We start from the raw sequence: 22,405 nt of genomic DNA, 5'->3' as shown, positions 1-22,405 counted from the left end.
AGAGTCAACTGGCTTTTCGATGGAAATGGTGTAGCGGGGTTGCATGGCCTTAAAACTGAAACACAAGACGCTTTCCGGCGCCCTCATCACCGAAATCCGCCAGGCGATCCTGTCCGGCAAATATGCCGGCGGCACGCAGCTGCGGCAGGACGCGCTGGCTGAAACCTACGGCGTCAGCCGCATTCCGGTGCGCGAGGTGCTGTTCCAGCTGGAGGCGGAAGGGCTGGTGAAAATCCTGCCGCAAAAGGGCGCGATCGTCTCGGAACTGTCGCGCGCCGAAATCGACGACGTGTTCGACTTGAGGATCATGCTGGAGCCGCGGCTGCTTCTGGCTTCCGCTCCGGCGCTGAACGAGAAGGATCTGGCCGAGCTCGACGAGCGTCAGGCCGATTACGTCAAGGCGATCGCCTCGGGCGAGCGGGATGAATACGGCCGGCTGAATGCCGACCTGCACATGGCCATGTATCACCGCGCCGATATGCCAAGAAGCCAGCAGATCGTCGCCTCGCTTCTGCAGACCAGCGACCGCTATACCCGCCTGCAGCTTTCCAACGAGGCGGCGATGGAAAAGGCGATGTTCGAACATGCCGAACTGATCGGCCTCATCCGCGCTCGCCGATTTGAAAAGGCCGGCGAACTGCTCGTCACCCATATCGGTTCCGTCCGCGAAGACCTGATCAAGGTCGTCGAGGGCAGGGGATGACAAAGGTTCAAGGAGTTTAAAGGACGGCCAGCGTGATCTCGCGGCAACGACGTGACGTCAATCTATCGCCCGACCCCGTTCTAAAGTTAACGGCAGTCGCGTCCTTGGCGGGGCTTTTGGCAGACCGTGACGGATAAGTCCAATCCAAAAACGACGTGACATGGCTCGGCCTCTGTTCTCGTCGGCGGGCCGAAATTTGACTTTCCGCCTCCGCTCCATTATCTAAAGCTTATCGATATTTTTCTTGCCGAGATTTGGTTACTGCGCGAATGGCACCGCGTATTGAACGACCCTCCCTTTAAAGCATCGTTATCATCATCCGCGGCGCTTTGGCGTTGCGGTCCCTCTATGTTGCTATGAAAGGGTTCATCATGACCACTGGCACAGTTAAATGGTTCAATTCCACCAAGGGCTTCGGCTTCATCCAGCCTGACAACGGCGAAGCTGACGCATTCGTCCACATCTCCGCTGTCGAGCGTTCGGGCATGCGCGAACTCGTAGAAGGCCAGAAGGTCTCCTTCGATCTGGAGCGCGACCGCAAGTCCGGCAAGATGTCGGCCTGCAACCTTCAGGCTGTCTGAATTGGTATCCGCTTTCGTGTGACCACGGATGTACCGGCACTGTCGAAAGCATGGGGCCACAGGAGGTCAGGCAGCTGCCTGGCCTTTTTTATTGCCGTTGAAGAGCGGATCACGCTGTCGATGGTGCTCAAATGGCGCTGTAGCAGTTTCAGGTCTGTACATCCGGATTTGGGAAAATAGGTCCGGACTTCTGATCGAAGCGCCACGGCGCACAAACCGAGGAAGACAATGACCGAGCATCACAGCAAAGCACGACAGATTGCCGAGAAGGCATTCGACAAGACACAGGCTTCGAGTACTGCCGGCAACCGTACCCGCGATGAGCTCGATGCAGTTACCAAGGCCCGTCAGGAAAAGACGTCCCGGTTGCGCGAGGCGCGTCTCGCCATGGAGGCGCAAAACGCGGCCGACGCGACCGTCCGGAAAACCTGAGCGGTTTCGAAACAGACCTGCTTGAAGCTGGTCGTGAGCGGCATTGACGCCTGTTGTGAAGAGAAGGAAACAAAGACATGAACAGCACGACAACTGCTGCGTTGACCGTTGAATTGACACCGACCCAGATCAGGGGATTGAAGCTCGCAAAATTCGGCGACCTCCACCCTCAGGACGGGAAGCGCTGGACCCATCTTGGCGCCACCGAAACCTACGCGAAATCCGATCGCTTCAAGGAGCGGCCGCTGAAGGTAAAGTTCGCGACGACCGCCACTCTCGAACAGCTAACGGGCTACGGCCTTCTCAAGGGGCTTGACCCCGATGCCGAGGCCGGCGAAACCCCGTACGGAATAACCATGGCGGGCAAGATGTGGCTGCTGAAGCACAAATGACGACAGACGGCGCCTCATCAGGCCGCATTGGGCGGGATTTTGATGACGCCCTTGACGACAACCAGTCTTCAGACGATCCGGGTGTTGCTGACCTTCCGGATTGCCAGGCCTGTGGCGCCTGCTGTTCCTATTCCTCCGAATGGCCGCGCTTCACAATGGAAACCGATGAAGCTCTCGACTTGGTTCCGCCGCAGTTTGTTGCTGCGGACCAGCGGGGTATGCGGTGCGAGGATCAGCGATGTTCGGCGCTGTCCGGCCGTGTTGGTGAGAGTACCTCATGTCTGGTCTACGAGGTTCGTCCCGACGTATGCCGCGCTTGCGCCCCCGGAGATCCCGAGTGCAGGACCGCCCGCTGGGCTTTCGGTTTGAAATAGGCGCAGTCAAGTCGATCAGGGGCAGTTGATCGGCCAAAAGCCAGCGTCGAGTGCCTTGACGAGCGCCGCGCTCCTCACTCCTCCCGAGATGCCCATCTGCGTCCGAAGACGCTGCAGCATGGCACCGATATTGAGCTTCTTGCCTTAAGTTGCCCGTAACGGATAGGTGCCAATGATATGGGAGATATTCTTCAGAGGCTGTTTCATGTCCAATTCGCAAGAAGATCCGAACAGGGCTGCGGCCCGCATCCGCCTCTTGCAGAAGCATGATGCCGCGCTGCCGCGGCTGGCGGCATTGATGGAGGAGATGCAGGCTCACTATGAGGTGCCGTGTCCTGCGCGTGCGGAAATCATTGCCGGGCTGCAGGCGAGGCCGCAAGGTGCAGAAATTCTCGTCGCTGAGCAGCAAGAAAACGTGATTGCCTTATGTGCATTCAGTGCGATCTATCCGGGACCGGGCTTGAAACCGGGCATTTTCCTCAAGGAGCTTTATGTCGGCAGAATGTCTCGCGGTCTCGGCGTCGGGCGGGCCCTGATGCGGGAACTTGCCGCCTTGGCCGGCCGGCAGGGATTGTCGAGGATAGACTGGACCGCAGACGCGCAGGACGACAGGCTTTTGGCATTTTATGATGAGATCGGCGGCGTCGCAAAACCGGAGAAGCTGTTCTACCGGCTGGATGGCGAGGCGTTGGCAAGGCTTGCTGGCGAAGCGCCCTGAAAAAAACGCGTGGCCCGGCTTGAGGTTTCAGGCCTCAGGCCGGCTCACGTCCCGCATCCGACCTGTATTCCTCTCCCCGCAAGGCGGCGATTTCGCCATGCTCATATTCCGTTGCGTGGACGGATCGCATCCATAGCTGAATATGCCTCATGCTGGCTGCACCGGCAGCGCGTTATTGTGCCCCGACAGGGCTGTGCGGGTAGATGAAAGGGTGCTTCGATGATTCGAAGTAATCTCCCTCATATGGGGTATGACCCGTTTACAATATAAGGTATGGTTAAATTCTAGTTAACTATTGGGGGAGTGCATGGAAAAGCTTTTTCGTCACCTTCAGCTGCCTTGCGGTTTCCTCAAGATGTTGCTCGCGTCTGCCTTTGTTGCTTGCGCTAGTCTGATTTCAGGCGATGGGGCGTGGTGGGCTGCCGGCTTTGGTATTGCCTCTCTCGTCTTCATGCAGGTCGGCTACTTCGGTGCCGTCGTCGCCCTGTCCTTCGCGGAAAAAAGCCGTAGAAGATAATTTCCGGCTTCAAAACAGAGACCATACGAGTGCAAACAGGCCTGTAAGCCAAGCTATGGTCAAAACCGCGACGCAGACCAGAAACAGCTTTATGCGCATTCTTCGTCCTCCAGTTGGAGAAAATAGGCCAAATGCCCGGTTCGGCAAATCTATTTTAGAGTCCGCTTTTATTCTTTTCCGTCACAGTTAACTGGCCGCTGATGACAGGGCGTGTTCTCCGCGCCGGGGTGCGCGAACGGCTGGCTTAAAGCCGATGTCTCCAGAATTGTGATTTGAAAATAAGCACGCGAAATATTGATGATAAAATGTGCAGGGAGACTTGCGCGGTTGGCGATTTGTCGTTTTCTATGGGTCAATAACAACCAGCAGGGGAACATGATGCTGACTCGTAGATATCTGACTAAACTGGCCGCCCTGGCTACGGTGGCTTTGGGCACCGGTTTCTCCGCCCCGGCCTTTGCCGAAACCAACATCAAGTTCACGCTCGACTGGAAATTCGAAGGCCCGGCCGCCGGCTTCCTGCTCGCCGTCGACAAGGGTTATTTCAAGGAAGAAGGTCTCAACGTCACGATCGATACCGGCAATGGTTCGGTCGAGGCGATCCCGCGTGTCGCAACCGGCACCTACCAGATGGGTTTCGGCGACATCAACTCGCTGATCAAGTTCCTCGACGAGGACCCGTCGCAGAAGGTCAAGGCGGCGATGATGATCTATGAGCGCCCGACCTTTGCAGTCGTCGGCCGCAAGTCGCTCGGCGTTACCACCGATCCGAAGTCGCTCGAAGGCAAGAAGCTTGGCGCTCCGCCGCCGGATGGCGCATTCGCCCAGTGGAAGGCCTTCAAGCAGGTGGCCAAGATCGACGACAGCAAGATTACCATCGAGTCGATCGGCTTCCCGGTTCGCGAGCCGATGCTGGCCAAGGGCGATGTCGATGCCGTCTTCGGTTTCGCCTTCTCGGTCATCCTCAACCTGAAGGCGCAAGGGATTGCCGACGACGATATCGCGACCATCCTGATGGCCGAGCACGGCTTGAATCTCTATGGCAACTCGGTGCTGGTAAATACCGATTTTGCCAAGGAAAATCCCGAAGCCGTGAAGGGTTTCATGAAGGCGCTGGCCAAGGGCTTTGCCGCCGCAGTCGCCAACCCGAAGGAAGGTGTCGATGCCGTTCTGAAGCGCAACGAGACGCTTAACCCGGATATCGAGATCCAGCGTCTGAACATGGCCAACGCCATGAACATCAAGACGCCTTATGTCGTTGAAAACGGGTTCGGCGGTGTCGACTTGGCAAGGCTCTCCGCCTCCATCGAAACGCTGAAGATCTCGATGGGGCTAAAGGGCGCGATCAAGGCCGAACAGGTCTTCGACGCCAGCTTCCTGCCAGAAAAGGCGGAGCGGATGCTGCCGTAAAGTAGCGCTCGTAGCTCTCGGCTTTGCCCATCACCCTAACCCTCTCCCCGCATGCGGGGAGAGGGGACTTGCCCTGCTCAATGCTGGAGAGGGACATAGAGGTCTCGGCTTGTGTCCTTCTCCCCGTCCTAACGGGTAGAGGGTGCCGGCAGGCGGATGAGGGGCAGCACCGACACCAGCCGAATGGCGGGCAGCCGCAAATACCAAATCGAAAGAACACCCCATGGCACACCTCGTTTCCATCGATGATGTCGACATGCGTTATGGCGGCGCGGAAGGCACGCTTGCGGTCTCCGGCCTCGCCATGCGCGTCGACAAGGGCGATTTCGCCGCTGTTGTCGGGCCGTCCGGCTGCGGCAAGTCCACGCTGATGAAGCTCGTCACCGGTCTGCATATCCCGCAGGTCGGCACCGTCATCGTCGCCGGCCAGCATGTCACGCAGCCCGTCTCGATCGTCGGCATGGCCTTCCAGAACCCGACCATGTTGCCCTGGCGCACGACGCTGGAAAACATCCTCCTGCCGCTCGAAATCGTTGAAAGGCACCGCCACCGTCTGCGCGCCAACAGACGAGAATACATCGAAAAGGTCGAGCATCTGCTTGAACTCGTTGGCCTGAAAGGGTTTGGCGCGAAATTCCCCTGGCAGCTTTCCGGCGGCATGCAGCAGCGCGCCAATCTGTGTCGCGCGCTCATCCACGAGCCGGAACTGCTGATGCTCGACGAACCTTTCGGGGCGCTCGATGCCTTTACCCGCGAAGAACTGTGGTGCGTCATCCGCGACCTTCATGCGGCACAGGGTGTCACCATCGTGCTCGTTACCCATGACCTGCGCGAAGCGGCCTTTCTGGCCGACAAGATCTTTGTCATGAGTGCGCGTCCCGGCCGTATCCTGAAGGAACATCGCGTTCCCTTCGAGCGGCCGCGTGATCTGGAAATCATGTATGAGACGAGGTTCAACGACCTCGTACATCAACTGCACGGCGAGATCGCGCAGGCGAGGGCGGTAGCATGACCATCACGACAGAGAATTCCACCGCTCCGGCGATCGTCGCAAAACAGCCCGCCCGCATCAATTGGGTCAAGGCAGCACCCTGGCTTTTCACGCTTGGCCTATTTCTCTTCTGGGAACTGCTGGTGCGCGGCCTCGGCACGCCGGTCACCATCCTGCCGGCCCCGAGCCGCATCTTTCAGGCGGTCGTGCAATACTGGTCGCCGCTTCTGAAGAACTCGGCGCAGACGCTGTTCACCACCACGCTCGGTTTCGGTCTGGCGGTGGTCGGGGGGCTGGCGATTGGCCTGTTCATCGGCTGGTCGAAGACCATCTATGCCGGGCTCTACCCGATCATGATCGGCTTCAACGCCATCCCGAAGGTCGCCGTCGTGCCGATCCTCGTCATCTGGTTCGGCATCGGCACCATTCCGGCCGTCATCACCGCCTTCCTGATCTCCTTCTTCCCGATCGTCGTGAATGTCGCGACGGGTCTGGCGACGATCGAGCCGGAGACGGAGGATGTTCTACGGGCGCTCGGAGCAAAGAAGCTCGACATCATGCTGAAGGTCGGCATTCCGCGCTCCATGCCCTATTTCTTCGGCTCGCTGAAGATCGCCATTACGCTTGCCTTTGTCGGCTCGGTCCTGAGTGAAACAGTCGCCTCCAATTACGGCCTCGGCAACATGATGGCCTCGGCCCAGAGCCAGTTCAACGTGCCGCTGGTCTTCGCCGGCCTTCTGGCGCTCGCCGTTGAAGGCATCGCCATGTATTCGCTGATGGCATGGATCGAACGCCGCATGACCGGCTGGGCGCACCGCTCGACCATGGCGAACTGAAACTAAATGCCCCGGCGATTTTCGCCGGGGCCCATCGGGGGCATTGTCTTCGAGGCGGGGTTTATACCGGCAGCGGAGCAGCCGGGTTCACCAGCTTTTCCGCCCGCAACTCGCGCCAGAAATCGGCAGGCACGATTTCCTTCAGGGCAGCGCTGTCCTCGGCGATACGCGAGGGCTGGCTGGCGCCGGGTATGACGGCTGCAACGGCGGGGTTGGCGAGCGAGAACTGCAGGCCGGCGGCCTTCATGCTCACCCCGTGGCGATCGGCAATCGCCTTGATCCTGGCGATCTTCGCAGCCATGTCAGGCTTGATCGGCGCATATTCGAAATTCGGCCCGCCGACCAGAGCGCCGGAACTGTATGGCCCGCCGACGACGACACCCAAGCCCCGCTCGGCCACCATCGGCATCACCCGCTGCAAGGCCTTGTCATGGTCGAGCAGCGTGTAGCGACCGGCAAGCAGGAAGGCATCGGGCTTCGGTTCGTCCAGTTCCAGAACCAGCTCGATCGGCTCGACCTTGTTGACGCCAAGCCCCCAGGCCTTGATCACCCCTTCGTCGCGCAGCCGGTCGAGCGCCTTGAAGGCGCCATTGCGGGCCTCTTCGAACTTTTCCAGCCACCGGTCGCCCCAGAAGTCCTGCGCCAGATCATGCACGAAGGCGATCTCGATATGGTCCGTCTTCAGCCGTTTCAGGCTCTGTTCGATCGAGCGGAGCGTGCCGTCATGGCTGTAATCGTTGACCACCTTGTTTGGTAGGCCATGGCTGAACACACCTGCCTTCTCGCCCTGCTCGCGGGCGCTGACATCCTCGAGCTCGTCGAGAATATAGCGGCCGACCTTGGTCGAGATCACATACTCACCACGCGGCTTGTCTTTCAGCGCATCGCCCATGCGGATTTCGGCAAGGCCTGCGCCATAAAAAGGAGCGTTGTCGTAATAACGGATGCCGTCGGTCCAGGCGGCTTCCACCGTGGCGCGCGCCTCATCCTCGGGAATATCGCGAAACATGTTGCCGAGCGGGGCTGCGCCGAAACCGAGCCTGCTCGGCAGAATATCCTTGAGTGCCATGGGTTCTATCCTTGTTTTCAGGGGTGTCAGCCGAGATCGACGGGAGTGACCACATAGGCGGTCCGCTCGGCGAGGCTATTGATCTTTGAAGCGTAGTTTTTGAAATGGGGCGTCTCGCGATGGGCTTCAACCGCGCCCGCATCGATATAGAGTTCGTCGAGGATGAAGCGCTCGGGATTGGCCCGGTCCTGCCAGACATCCCAGCGCAGATTGCCCGGTTCGGCACGGCAGGAAGGTGCGGTGTCGGAAAGTAGCGCCTGCAGTTCAGAGGCCTTGCCGGGCAGGGCGGTGAGGATGGCGACGATTTTTGTGTTGTTCTCGATCATGGCGTCTTCCTTTTACTGAAACGGAACCGGGGGCGTGGTCTCTCAGGCCGCCCCCGGACGAGATCGGCCTTTCAAACACCCTGCCTGCGATCCAGCGCCTCGATCAGTGCCGCAGCGATCGGGTGGTCCGAGCGTGGGTTCTGGCCGGTGATCAGTTCGCGGTCGATAACGACATTCGGTTCGAAATCCACCTTGGTCTTGCTTACATCACCACCTGCCGCCGTCAGCGCCTCGATCATGTTGAAATAGAGCTTGGCATGCAGAATATAGTCCTCGACGACCTTTTCTTCCGTGTCGGAAAAGACTGTCATCTTGTAGCCCGCATATTGCCAGCCCTTGGCCCATTCGCGGGCCTTGGCCTCATCGCCGGCCACCAGTGCCGAGCGGAATTCGCGGGCATGCCGCATGGCGGCAACCGTCGCCATCGGGCCGTGGCACAGATAGGCGGAAGGCTTGCCCTTTTCGTGGAAATGCCGTGCGATTTCGCCCATGTCGGGGTCGATCATCAGGTCAACGACCGGACCCTGGCCGCCGGGAACGAAGATAGCCGCAAAATTGTCGAGCCCCTGTTCTATTGCGCCGCGCAGGGTTAGGCCGCTGTTCATCGACGTGTCGTTTGCCCAGAAGGCCCTGGCCTTTTCGTAGGCAGAAACATCGCCGCCGAAATGTTCGGCGCTGTCGGATGCCTCGTCCATATGCGGCTTCGCTCCGTTCGGCGTTGCCAGCACGACCTCGTAGCCTGCATTGATCAGCGCCAGCATCGGCACCACCGTTTCGTTGAGATATTGGCCGGTCGCACCGGTGCGGCCGTCTTTGGTTTCGATACGGGTCGCATTGGACCCGATGATAAGTACCCCGTCCGTTTTGGACAGCCTGACGATGCGCCTCCTCGACACATTTCGGAAATTTATTTAATTTATTCCAGGCATAATCCATGCGTTATAACTGAATAGGCGTTGTGCTTGAATGAGATACGACCTCAACCTGCTGCCGGTCTTCGTTGTGCTGATGGAGGAGCGCAATGTCACCCGCGCCGCCGAACGCCTCGGCATCACCCAGCCGGCGCTGTCCAACACGCTCAACCGGTTGCGCGAGACCTTTCGCGATCCGCTTTTCGTGCGTGAGCGATACGGCATCCGGCCGACCGAACTCGCCGAAGAGATTGCGCCGGCGATTGCCGAGGCGCTGGCGAAACTGGATGACGTCATTCTCGGCCAGCAGGATTTCGACCCGTCGAGCGCTGAACGCCTCTTCACCATCGCGCCCAACGACTATGTGGAATTCGTGCTGGTGCCGGCCATCGTCGAGCGGCTACGGCAGGTGGCGCCCGGCATCCGCCTGCGGTTGACGCCCTTCGGCAGCGATATCGCCGAGACGGGCGTGATGTCCGGCACGACGGCGATGGTGCTCGGCCGCATGACCGATCCTCCGGATAATCTCGTCGTCCAGCATCTGATGGAGGATGGACTTGCCTGCGTTGTCCGTGCCGATCATCCCGATATAGGTGACAGCATCTCCAAGGAGCAATATGAGCGGCTGAAACATGTCAACATGCTGCCGCCCGGCCGGTTGCGCGCCGGTCTGTTCCAGTCGCTGGAAAGACAGGGGCTGAAGCGTGAGGTGGCGGTGTCAGTCACCCATTTCCTCTCCATCCCGGAACTTGTCGCCGTCACTGATTACTGCACCACACTTCCGGCATTGATCTGCCGGCGTATCGCGCTCGATCCGCGGCTGAAGGTGCTTCCCCCGCCAGTCGATCTCGGCACTTTTCCCGTCCAGATGGCCTGGCATGTCCGCCACCGCAACGACCCGGCGCATCGCTGGCTGCGTGGGTTAATCGGGGAAGTTGCCGGGGAATTGGCGCGCTGAATATCAGCATGCCCTCATTCGAATTCTGCACATTTCTGGTATTTATATCAGCGAGGAGCAACGGATGTCCGAAAGTCTGGGCAAACCTTGAAAAACAAGCTCGATGAGGGGCAGCTGAACCTGCCATAACCGATCTTTCATAGGTATCGGATATACGGACGCCGACCAGTTACACCATTCCTGAGGGCATGAAAGCCTTGGACGATAGCAGAACGATGTTGCAGGCCGCCCGGCTGATGGAAGCCGCCGGCGTTTGCGTGGCCGTCTATGACGAAGGGGACCGGCTGCGTTATGCCAACCGCGCCTTTCGCGCGGCATGGTTCATTGAAGAAAGCGAACATCCGCTCTGGTCGGAGCTGATGCGTCGCAATTTCCACGCAAGGCGCGGCACCGTCATCAAGGTAGAGAACTTCGAGGCATGGCTGGCGTCCACCATCTCCCGGCGCGGCAAGGCCGGTTTTCGCGCCTTCGAAACCGACCTCCACGATGGCCGCTGGCTGTGGATGACAGAGACGACGCAGGATGACGGCTGGATGCTTTGCGTGGCGAGCGACATCACCTCCATCCGTCCCGACGAGCGTGCCTTGCGGCAGGACCGCGACGACGCGATCAAGGCCTCCCATACCGACGAACTGACCGGCATACCGAGCCGCCGTTTCGTCATGGCCAAGCTTGCCGACATGCTCGCTGCTCCCGCTGGTGTGGTGGAGGACGAGCATGGTTCTGTCGGTTGTGTCGCGGTGCTCGACATCGACAATTTCAAATATATCAACGATCGCTTCGGCCATTCGGTGGGAGATGCGGTGTTGCGCGATTTCGCCACCACCCTGCAACAGCATGTGCGCAGGACGGATGTCCTTGGCCGCGTTGGCGGCGAGGAATTCGTCCTCATCCTGCCCAATACCACGGCGGAGGATGCCGAGGTGATCGTCGGGCGCATGCTCGAGGCGGTCAGGCTCTCGCGGCCACTGCCGGAGCAGACGAGTTTCCGCTACACTTTTTCGGCCGGCATCTCCTTTGCTGAACGGGGTACGAAAGCGGATGAGATCTATCGCCGCGCCGATCTGGCGCTTTATGCGGCCAAGATGCGCGGCCGCAACCAGATCAGCCTCGATCCCGATATCCGGCTCGGCTGAAACGGGTCAAAGACCACGCGCGACCGCCGGTTCCTTCAGGGACGGCAGATGCCGCCTGATATGCTCGCCCAGCATTGCCGCGGCGGATGACGGGCGGTTTTCGGAAAATTCCAGCGCAATGCCGATCGTCGGCAGAAGCGGCAGCCCATTCTCGACGATGTGAAGATCCGGCGGCACGGCTGTGCTGGTCAATACGCTGACCGCATGTCCGGCGCGGGTAATGGCGATCAGCCCGGCAAGGCTGTCACTGGCAAAGGCCACCCGGTAACGGCGGTTGACCGCCTCCATCGCATCGCAGGCGGCCCGATAATCGAGTGTTGTCGGAGCCGATAGCGCGAGCGGCAGGATGTCGCTGGACAGCACCGGCGTGTTCGGCCGGTCCGCCACCCAGACGAAGCGTTCACGGCGGATCACGGCAGCATCCTGCGCATCTGGCAGAGAAACCAGTGCCATGTCGATCTGTCGGCGCTGGATGAGTGGCCGAAGCCCGATCGTCGGACCGCAGACCAGCCTCAGTTCGACCTGCGGATTGGCGGCGCAGAAGCTCTTCAGCAGTTCCGGCAAAAAGGCGATCGAATAATCCTCGGGACAGCCGAGGCTGACCGTGCCCTTAAGCGCGACGCCGCTCATATCGGCGAGGATCTCGTCATGCCGGGCGATCAGCTGCTGGGCATGGGCGAGCAGCCTTTCGCCTGCTGATGTCAGCCGCACACCGGCGCCGGTGCGCTGCAGAAGCGGTTGGCCGACCTCAGCCTCCAGTCGCTGCATCTGCATGCTGAGTGCAGATTGGGTGCGCCCCACCTGGGTGGAGGCAAGGCTGATCGAACCCGTTCGGGCAACGACCGCGAAATTCTTCAGAAGCGCGAGATCAAGCATGGCAATATCAGAAAAATGGATATCGGATTAAAATACTATCAATTGGACTGAGGTGCCAGTGGCTTGTTACCCTCCCGGCCAATCAATCACAATGGGGAACCGTCATGGAAAACGCCGCCAGAAACCTCACGTCGCGCAATGACGATCCAGCCTTCTGGGCCGATGCCAACAAGCATCTGACCCGCTACGGCGGCGCCTTCGAACGGGTCATCATCGAACGCGCCGAGGGAAGCTTCGTCTACGATGCCGATGGCCGTGCCATTCTCGACTTCACCTCAGGCCAGATGAGCGCCGTGCTCGGCCACACTCACCCGGATATCGTTGCGACGGTGAGCCGCCAGATGGCGTCGGTCGCGCATCTGTTCTCCGGCATGCTGTCGCGCCCGGTGGTGGAGCTGGCAGCAAGACTCGCAGCGCTCGCCCCGGGTCTCGACCGTGTCCAGTTGCTGACGACCGGTGCCGAATCCAACGAGGCGGCGATCCGCATGGCGAAACTCGTTACCGGCGGGCATGAGATCGTAGCCTTCGCCCAGAGCTGGCACGGCATGACCGGAGCTGCGGCTTCCGCCACCTACAGCGCCGGTCGCAAGGGATATGGCCCGGTCTCGGCTGGCTCCTTCGTCATCCCGGCGCCGAATGCCTATCGCCCGCGCTTCAGGAACCCGGATGGATCGAACGACTGGCAGGCCGAGCTGGACGATGCTTTTCATCTGATCGACAGCCAGTCGACCGGCAATCTCGCCGCCTTTATCGCTGAGCCGATCCTGTCGTCCGGCGGCATTCTCGAACTGCCGCTCGGCTATCTCGCGGCCCTGAAGAAGAAATGCGAAGAGCGCGGCATGCTGCTCATTCTCGATGAGGCGCAGACCGGCGTCGGCCGCACCGGCAACATGTTCGCCTTCCAGCGTGACGGCGTGACGCCCGATATCATGACGCTGTCGAAGACACTCGGCGCCGGCCTGCCGCTTGCCGCTGTCATGACAAGCGCGGAAGTGGAGCAGAAAGCATTCGAGAAGGGGTTCCTCTTCTACACGACCCACGTATCGGACCCGCTGCCGGCTGCTGTCGGTGTGACCGTGCTGGATGTGATGGCGCGTGACAATCTGGTCCAGCAGGCGATAACGCGCGGCAAACGCCTGAAGGACGGGCTGTTGGCGCTGCAGCAGCGTTTCGAATGCATCGGCGATGTCCGCGGCCGTGGTCTTCTGCTCGGGCTGGAAGTGGTGACCGACCGCCACACCAAGGCGCCCGGCTTCGAGCTTGGTGCGAAGATCATGGAAGAAGCGATGGTTCGGGGTCTCTCGATGAACATCGTCAAGCTGCCCGGCATGGGCGGCGTCTTCCGCATCGCTCCAGCATTGACTGTTTCTGACGCCGAGATCGACCGCGGCGTCGAGATCATGGCCGATGCTATAACGGCGGCTCAACGCTAGCCGTTGGCGGCATGCCGCTCGGAGCTACGGCCGGGCGTAAACCTCCAAATGACGAATATCGACCGTATCCTGCCCAGGCGGCAGGATACGGCATGCGGTGATGAGCCGTGTCCTGATCTCTGTGGCATCCTCAACGGAGCGTTTCACACACAGCGCCACCCTCGCCATTGCGTCTCGCTGAATAGCCTCCCAGCGGAGGCGATCAGGTCTTTATCGTTTTCGGTGACCTGCGGAGGAATGGCCGTTCCACGAGGATCCAGCTGAAATAACCAGCCATATAGGCCAAGGGCAGGCTCAGCGCGATCATCATGGCTGGTGATTGGACGCCAGCGAAATAGAGAAGGGCGCCCGAAATCGGCCAGCCATATAGATACACTCCGTAGGAAACGTCATCGTCACTGTTTATCCGCGATATCACCTCTGATTTTACTGCAAAGGAGAACCAGAAGATCAGATAGCCGCCAAAGACGGCGAAAGCTGCGATTTCGAAGTGTTCAAGGAACATCATCACAACAAGAGCGGCGGTGCTGGCAATGGCAAGGCTTTTGGTGAACGGAATTTCCCGGCGGAACAGATAGAAGCATGCGCCGACAGAGAAGTTCGCAAACAGACGGACGCTTTCGGAATAATAACCGGTGAAAAATGCGATCCTGTTGGGGATCTGGATATCCAAAGGCATCATCGTCATGAGGAGCAGTGCCGCCGATATCGCAGCAAAGGCAAAGCGTTTTCGGCTCAGACCGACGAGGCCGACGAGCAAGGCGAATATGTAGCAACGGAATTCGTAAGAGATCGTCCAAAGCGAACCGTTCAGGATTTCATAGGGTAATCCTATGAAGCCGGGTTGCGAGGGGCCGTGAAGCGTTACGATTTCCAGGGTGAGGCGAAGCAGATCACCCATCCCGTAATAACCGATTGCAGCGCCTGTCAAAGGTGCAAGCGCCAGGCAAATAAAGACCGCGACCAGATAACCCGGATAGATACGGAAAGCGCGTTTTTTCAGAAATGAAATTGGGTTGCTGGAGCGGTCATAACTTTGAGTGATCAGATAACCGCTAAGAAGAAAGAACCCGTCCACGGCAAGCTCCGCGAATGTCCGCGCTCCAAGCGCGCCAGACAATATTTCTCGGGATCTATTACCGTCGATGATCTCTGACGCGTGAGAGACTATTACGAGAGAAGCAAACAGCAGTCGAAGAAAACCAATGTTGTTGGCATGCAGTGTCTGTTGCATAATATACCCGCTTCATTAATAATATAAATTCTTATTGTTTTGCGGGCTGAAAGTGTCAAGTTCAGTATACAAAATCCTTTTTATAGCATTAATGCCGGTGCCCTGAGCTGCGTCAGCTTGTGAGCCGGGCCGGTTTCAGCATGCTTTCGAGGAGGGCGGCCATGATGGCCGAAAGCGTCATTGCTGCGGGAGATATCCTGATGATCCGGCGTGTCTATTGCCAACTGCGGGCGGAGGGCTGGGAGGACGGCGGAGAGCCCCGGCGTCTGGCTGCCAATCTCATCTATCTTTACAGGATCGGCGTGAGACAGGAAAATCAACTGCTTGAGCTTGCGCCCTATCTCACCTGAGGCGGCCGGGAGCCTGGTATTCCCATTGCAGAACAACGTCTTGAGTCCCGATTATCGTTAATTAAGCAAGTTTGAATGTATGGCGACACGAATAGCGCTTCTTTGCGTTAAATGCCGTCATGCTAATATTCGATAGAGCCAATCGCAGCATCGTTTCCGACCCGGCTGGCAACTTCGGGATGATGACTGCGCTCATCCTGCCCATGTTGCTGGGAGGCGCCGGGCTGGCGGTCGACACCGCCAATCTGATGGTTTCGAAACGCCAGTTGCAGGAGGCGACGGATGCCGCGGCCCTTGCTGTTTCGGGTGCTATGGCCAACGGTTCCGATACCGCGGCCGGCCAGAAGCTTGGCAAGGATTTTCTGGCGGGCCAGTTGGCCAATTATATGAACACCACCGACACAGCGACGATCAAGAACGCGACGACTGTGGCAATCGTCACCAACACGGACGCATCGACGGGGGCCAAGAGCTATTCGGTCTCGGTGACCTCTTCTGCCAATATTCCGCTGACGCCGCTTACCAGTTTTTTCGCCGGGCGAACCTATCCCGTGAATGCCTCGAGCAACACGATATCGGGCACGGGAAGCGGTACTGGGGCTGACGGAGCGGCGGCGGCAAGCAACGGCATATCGATGGAAATCCTGCTCGATGAATCGGCTTCGATGGCGGAGAACACGACGACGGTGAAGGGCACGAAATGCGTCATCAACCTGCTCGGTATCTGTATCGGCCAGCAGACCGTTTATGTGACCAAGGTGGAGGCGCTGAAACAGGCTGCAGCCACGATGTTTGACGCGCTCGACAAATCCGATCCCAAGACCCGCTTTGTCCGCACCGGCACGATCTCCTATACCAACGGCATCAAGGGGCAGTCGGCGGTCGCCTGGGGAACGACGGCTGCAAGGAATTACGTCAATGCCATGACGCTTAACCCGGTTGGTGGAACGGACGCTACAGCGGCAGTTACCACCGCGACCTCCAACATCAAGAGCAACATCTACGGTACCGACACCGAGAGCGTCGAGCAGGCCAAGAAAGGTAACAAGACATCGGATCGCATCATGATCCTGATGACCGATGGTGATATGACCGGCAATAGCGTGGACTGGAGCCCGAGGCTCGACCAGAACGTGCGTGACGGATGCGCGGCAGCAAAGACGGCCGGAATAAAGATCTACACCGTCGCCTTCATGGCGCCGATCAAAGGGCAGGAACTGTTGAAATACTGCGCCTCGGCAGCTGGCAACTATTACGAACCCAACACGATGGAAGCACTGGTTGCATCGTTCAAGTCGATTGCAGACAACGCGATCAAGCCGGTGAACCGGCTGACCAACTAGCCTGCCTTCAGCATTCCTCCCGCGTCACGCGGGAACCGGACGGCGACCTTCCTGTTTCTAACCTTCAGAGGCACAAAGGAAAGGAATGCACATGGTTGAGGCACATGGAGAAAAGACGCATGCTCTGGAACTGGCCGAGGAATATCGCAGGCTCGGCGGAACGCGGCTTGCCAAGCTCGACGATAATTTCGTCACGACCCGAAAGTGGGACGACGAACCCGAGGAGGCATCACGCTTCTGGCACGACCGGGTGGAAGTTCTCGATGACAAGCGTCAGGCGGAAGTCGTCACCCATCTGAAATCGATGAATTCCTGACATTTCGAGATGGCAGGCTCCCAAGGCGAAAGCCGCCATTGCCCGGGCAGACCCAAATGATCCGCCCGGGCAAATGGTTGGGTCGGGAAGGGCTAGAACACCGCCAGATATTTCAGAAGCGAAATGATGCCGATGATGATGACGACAACCCGCACGATCTGGCGGACCTTGGCGTCAAGCGGCAGCATGTTGACAAGATAAAGTACCAGCACGATCACGAGGAAGGTGATCAGGATGCTGATCAGAAGCGACAAACCCATAGCCCCAGTCTCCATAATTTGCGGCGCGTCCTGCGCCGATCACGAAACTGTAATTATGAGACGATGCGGAAAAGGAAAGGGTGCTCAATAAGATAGTGTGGGCGCTTTATCATTCGGTGTGGCCAGGCACTGATGTTTCGGCTTGTTCGTCGCCTGCTATTTCCCATATTGGGCAAAAGGCCCGATGTGCCCGATGGAGACATGCTTGTTCCACTTCGACAACTCCTATGCCCGCCTGCCCGACAGGTTTTACGCCTCGGTTTACCCCGAGCCGGTCGAGGGGCCGAAGCTGATCGTGTTCAACGAGGCTTTGGCGAAAGAGCTTGGCGTCGAGGCCGATCTCTCCGATCCGGACCGGCTGGCGGCGACATTTTCCGGCAACGTGGTGCCGCAAGGGGCTATGCCGCTTGCCATGGCTTATGCCGGCCACCAGTTCGGCAGTTTCGTGCCGCAGCTTGGCGACGGTCGTGCGATCCTGCTTGGCGAAGTGGTGGATCAGGGCGGTATTCGCCGCGATATCCAGCTTAAAGGCGCAGGCCCGACGCCATTTTCACGCCGTGGCGACGGCAGGGCAGCTTTGGGGCCGGTGCTGCGGGAATATATCGTGTCCGAGGCCATGGCTGCGCTCGGCATTCCTGCAACACGGGCGCTGGCGGCGGTGACCACAGGCGAGCAGGTTTATCGCGAGACGGTGGAGCAAGGAGCCGTTTTCGTTCGTGTCGCGGCAAGCCATGTGCGGGTCGGCACTTTCCAGTTCTTTGCTGCACGCGGCGACACGGATGGCATAAGGGAACTGGCCGACTACGTTATCGACCGGCATTACCCCGAGCTGAAGACGGCTGAGAACCCGTATGCGGCACTGTTGCAGTCCGTGGCATTCCGGCAGGCGGATCTGATCGCGCGCTGGCTCGGCGTCGGTTTCGTCCATGGGGTGATGAACACCGACAACATGACCATATCCGGGGAAACGATCGATTTCGGCCCTTGCGCCTTTCTCGATGAATACCATCAGATGAAGGTGTTTTCCTCGATCGACCATGGCGGCCGTTATGCCTATCGCAACCAGCCGGGCATCGGCCAGTGGAACATCGCCAGACTGGCGGAATGCCTGCTGCCGGTCATCGACCAGGATCAGGACAGGGCAGTCGACGCGGCGAACGAGGTGTTGGGAGAGTTCGGCGAGCGATTTCAGGCGGAATGGATCAGGGTGTTCAGGGCCAAGATCGGGCTTTCAAGTGAAGCCGATGGTGATGGCGAACTGGTTCAGCAACTGCTTTCGGCAATGCAGGATCAGGAAGCGGATTTCACGCTTGTTTTCCGCGGCTTGGCAGATGCGGCAGAAGGGCTGGACGAACGGTTCCTGAGCCAGTTCGCCGATCCTTCCAAGGCTGTGGAATGGCTGGGGCTGTGGCGCGACCGGCTGGCGCTGGAGCCTCAAGATGACGCTCGCCGGGCAGGTGCGATGCGGGCCGTCAATCCGGCGATCATCCCGCGTAACCATCGCATTCAGGAGGCGATTTCGGCTGCCAATTACGGCGACTTTTCTTTCTTTGCCCGACTGCTCGCAGCGCTTGAAAAGCCCTATGAGGAGCGTCCCGGATTTGCCGATTACATGACGCCGCCAACAGCTGAAGAAAGGGTAACGCGAACCTTCTGCGGAACCTAGTCCTTCAGAAGCGAGATGGCGGCTTCGATATCCCGAACGGCCTCCGAACCGAGCGGCAGGACCGGGCGCGGCGGCTGGGCTTTGGTGATGCCCATGAGGTTCGCTGCCGCATAGACCACGCGCAGGCTGCCATGCGTTTTGAACAGCTGCCAGAGAGGGTGGAAGGAAGTATCCAGCCGTGTCGTTTCTTCCACGTTGCCGCTGATCGCCGCGCTGGTCAGGGCCAGCGACGGCTTGGGGAATAGACCGGCGACGACGCTGTACCAGCAATCCGAACCGGCAAGCAGTGCATGCGGGCACTCCCAGTCACCGCTATAGCCAATGGCGAAATCGGCCGGCGTGGCGGCTCTCAACCGTGCGATCTCGCCTGAAAAATCGCCGCCCTTGGGCAGCGGCATCTTCACGGCGCTCACATTGGCAAGGCCGGCCAGGCGCTCGATCAGTGCCTCGCTGAAAGAAAAATGCGTGGTCGAGGGGTTGTTGTAGATTGAAAGCGGCAGGTCGGTTGCGGCGGCGACCGCTTCGAAATGGCGAAACGCCTCTTCCTCGGTGAGCGGCGTGTAGGAGACCGGCGCAAGAAGCAGTGCCTGGGCGCCGGCTGCCGCCGCATCCCGGGCGAGCGCCACCGCATCGTCGGTGCGCAGCGTGCCGACGCCGACGATCAGCGGGAGCCTGCCGCCAACGCATTCGACCGCGGCTTCCACAGCCCGACGCCGTTCCTCACGGGAGAGGTACATATAGGTTCCGGTGCTGCCGAGCAGGCCGATCGAATTCGTCTTCGCTTCGACAATGCGAGAAAGCAGTCGCTGCAGGGCATCGGTATCGACGCGGCCGGCTTCGTCCGCAGGCGTCAGCGGGAAGGCGGAAAGGCCGGTAAAGGCGGGCGGTGTGGTCGGCATCGAATTCTCCGGCGAAACGAACAGGCGGCCACTATGAGCGATTGCAACACGATCGCAAGGGCTTGAGACCGTGGGAACAGGGGGCGCCGCGACTTTTTACGAAAAACATCGGAATAGGAAAATAATCCTTGACGGCGTGACGGTGCTTTGATAGGGTTCAGGCATAGTCGAAGAGCTGCGCTTGAAGGCACAGGCTTCGAAGGGCGTGCGCCTGTGTTTGCGCGTCAGGCCTTGTGCAATCATTCTAATCCGACATTGCGATACGGGAACGAAACGCTGCAGCCGAAGAGGCTGGTGGCGATTTGCCTGTGCGCTTCATGGAGCCTGCCATGGATGAGTTCGACAGTTTCGATCCGGGCCTGTTCGGCATCTGGCGGGATCGCGCGGCCTATGGCGACGAGATGCCGACGGAGGATGTCGCGCTGGCGGATGAAGTGCGGATTGCGCTGGAGATCAAGTCGGCGGATGGCGGCGTTTCTGCGAGCGACGAATTGCGCAAGCTATTAAACGACATGACGGTGGAGATGCGCGAACAGTTTTCCACCTTCAGAAAGATGCGCGAGAGCGCGGCCGGGGCGCTGACGGATGGCGACGACGCGGCGCAAAAGCTGGCGCGCGCCGACGTGAAGGCGGCGACCGACGCAATGAGCCTGATCGTGCGCACGCTCGAAAAGGTCGACAGTCTTCAAAGGCAGCTGGCGCGGGATCGCGAGATCGAGGCCGAGCGCGTGGCCGATGAGGGCGGTTATGGAGAGGCGAAAGACCGCCTGCAGAGGCTGATAGCGGACAAGGCGGATGAACGGGCCAAAAGTCTTCTTGCTACATGGATCCGAAACGGTGCTGCCTCTGATGCCGAGCCTCGACGAGCGGGCACCGATCCGCCATCGGGCACGGGCTGAGCGTCGTGCACGGGCATCCGACGCGAGGCGTCTCGCCAAGCAGAAAAATCGTATCGCTGCCCAACATCAGGCAGGCATGCAGGGTATCGACGAGCAGCATGAGAGTGAATGCATGGCGGTCACCAGCGCGGAAAACATATTGGCGCGAGGGGCAAGCCATGCGCATGAAATAGAGACGGCTGAAGCATCTTCGACAGCGGCGGCGCAACCTTCAGCGGTCGTCGAGGTGGAAGGGCTTGTCGTACCGGCACGGTTCGTCTCTCGCTATGAACGGGACTGGGACGTCAACGGTCGACCGGAACAGAGGCCGCCCGCAGGTGACTGGCGCACCTGGTTGGTCATGGGTGGACGCGGATCGGGCAAGACGCGGGCCGGGGCCGAATGGGTGCATAAGCTGGCTTCTGCTGAGGAGCGGTCCAATCTGAGGATTGCGCTGGTGGCGGAAACGTTGGGTGACGCCCGCGAGGTGATGATCGACGGCGTATCCGGTATCTGCCGGATTGCGCGCGGGAACTCTCCGGACTTTGAAATCTCGCGGCGTCGGCTTGTCTGGCCGAACGGAGCGGTGGCGCAGATATTTTCCTCCGAAGACCCCGAGGCGCTGCGCGGGCCGCAGTTTCATTATGCCTGGTGCGACGAGCTTGGAAAATGGAAACATGCGGAAGAGACTTTCGACATGCTGCAATTCGGCCTGCGGTTAGGGACCGATCCGCGCCAACTGGTGACGACGACGCCGCGACCGGTGCCGGTATTGAAACGGCTGATCGCCGATCCTTCCACCCGGTTGGTCAGGATCGCGACCGGCGACAACCGGAAAAACCTGGCGCCTGGTTTCATCGAGGCACTGGAACGCCGGTATGGCGGCACGAGGCTGGGCCGGCAGGAACTGGCGGGCGAACTGATCGAGGACCGCGAGGACGCGCTGTGGCGCCGCTTAGAGATCGAGGCCTGTGTGATCCGGGTCGTACCGGCATTAAGGCGGATCGTCGTTGCGGTCGATCCGCCCGCAGGCATAGGACAGAATTCCTGTTGCGGCATCGTCGTGGCCGGGCTGGAACCGGAGGGGCGTGCCGTGGTGCTGGCGGATTGTTCCATTGAGGGCGCAACGCCCGCCCAGTGGGCGCAGTCTGTCGTGAAGGCCTATCGGCGGTTTGCTGCCGACAGGATCGTCGCCGAGGTCAACCAGGGCGGCGAGATGGTGACGGCGATGCTTCGAAGCGTCGACGTCGCACTGCCGATCACCATGGTGCGCGCAACACGCGGAAAGTTTCTGCGTGCCGAGCCGGTGGCGGCGCTCTATGAACAGGGAAGGGTGGCGCATGCAGGGCGGTTTATCGAACTGGAGGACCAGATGTGCGATTTTGGTCCCGATGGGCTGTCATCGGGGCGTTCACCTGACAGGCTGGATGCGCTGGTCTGGGCGCTGACAGCGCTGGTGCTGGAAGGGCAGGGCGAACCGCGGGTGCGGGGGATATGATGCAATGCGCTTTAGAGCGTACAGCTTTCGGCAAGGTCCTTGTAAAGTCGAGCCTCTGTCTGCCTTCTCAGCGCTTCACCGTTGCGGCCCGGCCCGAAACACCGATCGCCTGGTCTTATCTGTTCGGCGAGGAGTGCGGCGCGCTCGCGATAGAACAGGCATTGTTGTTTTCGCGGCAGTGACGACAGCCGCAAGAGAGCTTGTTCGGATTGTTGCATTCGGCGTGAATGCTCGGCTTGTCGCGGGGCGCAGGATGGATCCATGGCCACCCTGACCAGCATGCTTGCACCAAACAAAA

The 22,405-nt window shown here is 59.7% G+C and carries 26 protein-coding genes; 19 read left to right on the top strand and 7 right to left on the bottom strand.

Translation table 11 applies throughout. The features are described 5' to 3' along the window. The first annotated feature begins 43 nt into the window (after positions 1 to 43). The 10 genes from HNQ72_RS10340 (at position 44) to HNQ72_RS10295 (ending at position 6,954) form a co-directional block, all read left to right on the top strand. Positions 44 to 703: a GntR family transcriptional regulator gene (locus HNQ72_RS10340; RefSeq protein ID WP_183992186.1), complete on the top strand. Its 660-nt coding sequence runs from the start codon at positions 44 to 46 to the stop codon at positions 701 to 703. 371 nt (positions 704 to 1,074) lie between these two features. Then, complete coding sequence (locus HNQ72_RS10335) at positions 1,075 to 1,284, top strand: cold-shock protein (RefSeq protein ID WP_148143885.1); 210 nt, start codon at positions 1,075 to 1,077, stop codon at positions 1,282 to 1,284. Between the two features lie 228 nt (positions 1,285 to 1,512). Continuing rightward, positions 1,513 to 1,716: a hypothetical protein gene (locus tag HNQ72_RS10330; protein ID WP_183992185.1), complete on the top strand. Its 204-nt coding sequence runs from the start codon at positions 1,513 to 1,515 to the stop codon at positions 1,714 to 1,716. Between the two features lie 77 nt (positions 1,717 to 1,793). Next, positions 1,794 to 2,108, top strand: a complete 315-nt coding sequence (locus tag HNQ72_RS10325; RefSeq protein WP_183992184.1) for a hypothetical protein — start codon at positions 1,794 to 1,796, stop codon at positions 2,106 to 2,108. Between the two features lie 26 nt (positions 2,109 to 2,134). Continuing rightward, the gene (locus HNQ72_RS10320; protein WP_373289449.1) at positions 2,135 to 2,482 is read left to right on the top strand and encodes a YkgJ family cysteine cluster protein; all 348 of its coding nucleotides are present in this window, start codon (positions 2,135 to 2,137) and stop codon (positions 2,480 to 2,482) included. A 205-nt stretch (positions 2,483 to 2,687) separates the two neighbouring features. Beyond that, positions 2,688 to 3,200 (top strand): GNAT family N-acetyltransferase, encoded by a 513-nt coding sequence (locus HNQ72_RS10315; protein ID WP_244654404.1) that lies wholly within the window; start codon positions 2,688 to 2,690, stop codon positions 3,198 to 3,200. 307 nt (positions 3,201 to 3,507) lie between these two features. Beyond that, entirely contained in the window at positions 3,508 to 3,717 is a 210-nt protein-coding gene (locus tag HNQ72_RS10310) for a hypothetical protein (protein ID WP_183992182.1), read from the top strand. Positions 3,718 to 4,092: 375 nt separating this feature from the next. Then, positions 4,093 to 5,127 (top strand): ABC transporter substrate-binding protein, encoded by a 1,035-nt coding sequence (locus HNQ72_RS10305; protein WP_183992181.1) that lies wholly within the window; start codon positions 4,093 to 4,095, stop codon positions 5,125 to 5,127. Positions 5,128 to 5,350: 223 nt separating this feature from the next. Then, positions 5,351 to 6,139 carry an ABC transporter ATP-binding protein gene (locus HNQ72_RS10300; RefSeq protein ID WP_183992180.1) on the top strand — a complete coding sequence of 263 codons (789 nt, stop codon included), beginning with the start codon at positions 5,351 to 5,353 and terminating at the stop codon, positions 6,137 to 6,139. Continuing rightward, positions 6,136 to 6,954 carry an ABC transporter permease gene (locus HNQ72_RS10295; protein ID WP_183992179.1) on the top strand — a complete coding sequence of 273 codons (819 nt, stop codon included), beginning with the start codon at positions 6,136 to 6,138 and terminating at the stop codon, positions 6,952 to 6,954. Before HNQ72_RS10300 ends, HNQ72_RS10295 begins: the two co-directional genes overlap by 4 nt. 61 nt (positions 6,955 to 7,015) lie before the next feature. Here the strand turns inward: HNQ72_RS10295 and HNQ72_RS10290 are convergent, their stop codons facing one another. The 3 genes from HNQ72_RS10290 to HNQ72_RS10280 all read right to left on the bottom strand — a co-directional run bounded on the left by HNQ72_RS10290 (position 7,016) and on the right by HNQ72_RS10280 (position 9,245). Further along, a complete protein-coding gene (locus HNQ72_RS10290; RefSeq protein WP_183992178.1) occupies positions 7,016 to 8,023 on the bottom strand; it encodes an aldo/keto reductase in 1,008 nt (335 codons plus the stop codon). A 26-nt stretch (positions 8,024 to 8,049) separates the two neighbouring features. Next, positions 8,050 to 8,349, bottom strand: a complete 300-nt coding sequence (locus HNQ72_RS10285; RefSeq protein WP_183992177.1) for a putative quinol monooxygenase — start codon at positions 8,347 to 8,349, stop codon at positions 8,050 to 8,052. Between the two features lie 71 nt (positions 8,350 to 8,420). Beyond that, positions 8,421 to 9,245, bottom strand: a complete 825-nt coding sequence (locus tag HNQ72_RS10280; protein ID WP_244654405.1) for a type 1 glutamine amidotransferase domain-containing protein — start codon at positions 9,243 to 9,245, stop codon at positions 8,421 to 8,423. A 70-nt stretch (positions 9,246 to 9,315) separates the two neighbouring features. Between HNQ72_RS10280 and HNQ72_RS10275 the strand changes: the two genes are divergently transcribed. Then, complete coding sequence (locus HNQ72_RS10275) at positions 9,316 to 10,218, top strand: LysR family transcriptional regulator (RefSeq protein ID WP_183992176.1); 903 nt, start codon at positions 9,316 to 9,318, stop codon at positions 10,216 to 10,218. A 215-nt stretch (positions 10,219 to 10,433) separates the two neighbouring features. Further along, positions 10,434 to 11,354 carry a GGDEF domain-containing protein gene (locus HNQ72_RS10270; protein WP_183993079.1) on the top strand — a complete coding sequence of 307 codons (921 nt, stop codon included), beginning with the start codon at positions 10,434 to 10,436 and terminating at the stop codon, positions 11,352 to 11,354. A gap of 6 nt (positions 11,355 to 11,360) precedes the next feature. Here HNQ72_RS10270 and HNQ72_RS10265 read toward each other — a convergent pair whose 3' ends face one another. Continuing rightward, positions 11,361 to 12,230, bottom strand: coding sequence for a LysR family transcriptional regulator (locus tag HNQ72_RS10265; protein WP_183992175.1), 870 nt, complete (start codon positions 12,228 to 12,230; stop codon positions 11,361 to 11,363). 104 nt (positions 12,231 to 12,334) lie between these two features. Here HNQ72_RS10265 and HNQ72_RS10260 point away from each other — a divergent pair, with 104 nt between their 5' ends. Then, the gene (locus HNQ72_RS10260) at positions 12,335 to 13,663 is read left to right on the top strand and encodes an aspartate aminotransferase family protein (RefSeq protein WP_183992174.1); all 1,329 of its coding nucleotides are present in this window, start codon (positions 12,335 to 12,337) and stop codon (positions 13,661 to 13,663) included. 202 nt (positions 13,664 to 13,865) lie between these two features. On the opposite strand, the gene HNQ72_RS10255 is transcribed toward HNQ72_RS10260, so the two are convergent. Continuing rightward, entirely contained in the window at positions 13,866 to 14,897 is a 1,032-nt protein-coding gene (locus HNQ72_RS10255) for an acyltransferase family protein (RefSeq protein ID WP_183992173.1), read from the bottom strand. Positions 14,898 to 15,058: 161 nt separating this feature from the next. Between HNQ72_RS10255 and HNQ72_RS10250 the strand changes: the two genes are divergently transcribed. From HNQ72_RS10250 to HNQ72_RS10240, 3 genes are all read left to right on the top strand, one after another. Further along, on the top strand, positions 15,059 to 15,247 hold the full coding sequence (locus tag HNQ72_RS10250; RefSeq protein WP_183992172.1) for a hypothetical protein: 189 nt from the start codon (positions 15,059 to 15,061) through the stop codon (positions 15,245 to 15,247). Positions 15,248 to 15,426: 179 nt separating this feature from the next. Next, positions 15,427 to 16,590 carry a vWA domain-containing protein gene (locus HNQ72_RS10245; protein ID WP_244654406.1) on the top strand — a complete coding sequence of 388 codons (1,164 nt, stop codon included), beginning with the start codon at positions 15,427 to 15,429 and terminating at the stop codon, positions 16,588 to 16,590. Positions 16,591 to 16,681: 91 nt separating this feature from the next. Continuing rightward, a complete protein-coding gene (locus HNQ72_RS10240; protein ID WP_183992170.1) occupies positions 16,682 to 16,906 on the top strand; it encodes a hypothetical protein in 225 nt (74 codons plus the stop codon). 92 nt (positions 16,907 to 16,998) lie between these two features. Here HNQ72_RS10240 and HNQ72_RS10235 read toward each other — a convergent pair whose 3' ends face one another. After that, the gene (locus HNQ72_RS10235; RefSeq protein WP_162713894.1) at positions 16,999 to 17,166 is read right to left on the bottom strand and encodes a Thivi_2564 family membrane protein; all 168 of its coding nucleotides are present in this window, start codon (positions 17,164 to 17,166) and stop codon (positions 16,999 to 17,001) included. Positions 17,167 to 17,350: 184 nt separating this feature from the next. Between HNQ72_RS10235 and HNQ72_RS10230 the strand changes: the two genes are divergently transcribed. Continuing rightward, complete coding sequence (locus tag HNQ72_RS10230) at positions 17,351 to 18,832, top strand: protein adenylyltransferase SelO (protein WP_183992169.1); 1,482 nt, start codon at positions 17,351 to 17,353, stop codon at positions 18,830 to 18,832. On the opposite strand, the gene HNQ72_RS10225 is transcribed toward HNQ72_RS10230, so the two are convergent. Continuing rightward, a complete protein-coding gene (locus tag HNQ72_RS10225; RefSeq protein ID WP_183992168.1) occupies positions 18,829 to 19,731 on the bottom strand; it encodes a dihydrodipicolinate synthase family protein in 903 nt (300 codons plus the stop codon). The genes HNQ72_RS10230 and HNQ72_RS10225 overlap by 4 nt on opposite strands. 329 nt (positions 19,732 to 20,060) lie before the next feature. Between HNQ72_RS10225 and HNQ72_RS10220 the strand changes: the two genes are divergently transcribed. Both HNQ72_RS10220 and HNQ72_RS10215 read left to right on the top strand, forming a co-directional pair. Continuing rightward, positions 20,061 to 20,630 carry a hypothetical protein gene (locus tag HNQ72_RS10220; RefSeq protein WP_183992167.1) on the top strand — a complete coding sequence of 190 codons (570 nt, stop codon included), beginning with the start codon at positions 20,061 to 20,063 and terminating at the stop codon, positions 20,628 to 20,630. Then, positions 20,569 to 22,107, top strand: a complete 1,539-nt coding sequence (locus HNQ72_RS10215) for a DNA-packaging protein (protein ID WP_244654407.1) — start codon at positions 20,569 to 20,571, stop codon at positions 22,105 to 22,107. Before HNQ72_RS10220 ends, HNQ72_RS10215 begins: the two co-directional genes overlap by 62 nt. Positions 22,108 to 22,405: the final 298 nt, after the last annotated feature.

The sequence above is a fragment of the Aliirhizobium wenxiniae genome, assembly GCF_014201355.1.
GTDB lineage: Bacteria > Pseudomonadota > Alphaproteobacteria > Rhizobiales > Rhizobiaceae > Neorhizobium > Neorhizobium wenxiniae.
The sequence above is the reverse complement of the archived record's forward strand: the minus strand, read 5'-3'. Positions and strand labels throughout refer to the sequence as shown.

Bases quoted from the DNA above. Each gene is read 5' to 3' on its own strand.
- HNQ72_RS10340 (WP_183992186.1), top strand. From the start codon at position 44: ATGGCCTTAAAACTGAAACACAAGACGCTTTCCGGCGCCCTCATCACC.
- HNQ72_RS10335 (WP_148143885.1), top strand. From the start codon at position 1,075: ATGACCACTGGCACAGTTAAATGGTTCAATTCCACCAAGGGCTTCGGC.
- HNQ72_RS10330 (WP_183992185.1), top strand. From the start codon at position 1,513: ATGACCGAGCATCACAGCAAAGCACGACAGATTGCCGAGAAGGCATTC.
- HNQ72_RS10325 (WP_183992184.1), top strand. From the start codon at position 1,794: ATGAACAGCACGACAACTGCTGCGTTGACCGTTGAATTGACACCGACC.
- HNQ72_RS10315 (WP_244654404.1), top strand. From the start codon at position 2,688: ATGTCCAATTCGCAAGAAGATCCGAACAGGGCTGCGGCCCGCATCCGC.
- HNQ72_RS10310 (WP_183992182.1), top strand. From the start codon at position 3,508: ATGGAAAAGCTTTTTCGTCACCTTCAGCTGCCTTGCGGTTTCCTCAAG.
- HNQ72_RS10305 (WP_183992181.1), top strand. From the start codon at position 4,093: ATGATGCTGACTCGTAGATATCTGACTAAACTGGCCGCCCTGGCTACG.
- HNQ72_RS10300 (WP_183992180.1), top strand. From the start codon at position 5,351: ATGGCACACCTCGTTTCCATCGATGATGTCGACATGCGTTATGGCGGC.
- HNQ72_RS10295 (WP_183992179.1), top strand. From the start codon at position 6,136: ATGACCATCACGACAGAGAATTCCACCGCTCCGGCGATCGTCGCAAAA.
- HNQ72_RS10290 (WP_183992178.1), bottom strand. From the start codon at position 8,023: ATGGCACTCAAGGATATTCTGCCGAGCAGGCTCGGTTTCGGCGCAGCC.
- HNQ72_RS10285 (WP_183992177.1), bottom strand. From the start codon at position 8,349: ATGATCGAGAACAACACAAAAATCGTCGCCATCCTCACCGCCCTGCCC.
- HNQ72_RS10275 (WP_183992176.1), top strand. From the start codon at position 9,316: ATGAGATACGACCTCAACCTGCTGCCGGTCTTCGTTGTGCTGATGGAG.
- HNQ72_RS10270 (WP_183993079.1), top strand. From the start codon at position 10,434: ATGTTGCAGGCCGCCCGGCTGATGGAAGCCGCCGGCGTTTGCGTGGCC.
- HNQ72_RS10265 (WP_183992175.1), bottom strand. From the start codon at position 12,230: ATGCTTGATCTCGCGCTTCTGAAGAATTTCGCGGTCGTTGCCCGAACG.
- HNQ72_RS10260 (WP_183992174.1), top strand. From the start codon at position 12,335: ATGGAAAACGCCGCCAGAAACCTCACGTCGCGCAATGACGATCCAGCC.
- HNQ72_RS10255 (WP_183992173.1), bottom strand. From the start codon at position 14,897: ATGCAACAGACACTGCATGCCAACAACATTGGTTTTCTTCGACTGCTG.
- HNQ72_RS10250 (WP_183992172.1), top strand. From the start codon at position 15,059: ATGATGGCCGAAAGCGTCATTGCTGCGGGAGATATCCTGATGATCCGG.
- HNQ72_RS10245 (WP_244654406.1), top strand. From the start codon at position 15,427: ATGATGACTGCGCTCATCCTGCCCATGTTGCTGGGAGGCGCCGGGCTG.
- HNQ72_RS10240 (WP_183992170.1), top strand. From the start codon at position 16,682: ATGGTTGAGGCACATGGAGAAAAGACGCATGCTCTGGAACTGGCCGAG.
- HNQ72_RS10235 (WP_162713894.1), bottom strand. From the start codon at position 17,166: ATGGGTTTGTCGCTTCTGATCAGCATCCTGATCACCTTCCTCGTGATC.
- HNQ72_RS10230 (WP_183992169.1), top strand. From the start codon at position 17,351: ATGTGCCCGATGGAGACATGCTTGTTCCACTTCGACAACTCCTATGCC.
- HNQ72_RS10225 (WP_183992168.1), bottom strand. From the start codon at position 19,731: ATGCCGACCACACCGCCCGCCTTTACCGGCCTTTCCGCCTTCCCGCTG.
- HNQ72_RS10220 (WP_183992167.1), top strand. From the start codon at position 20,061: ATGGATGAGTTCGACAGTTTCGATCCGGGCCTGTTCGGCATCTGGCGG.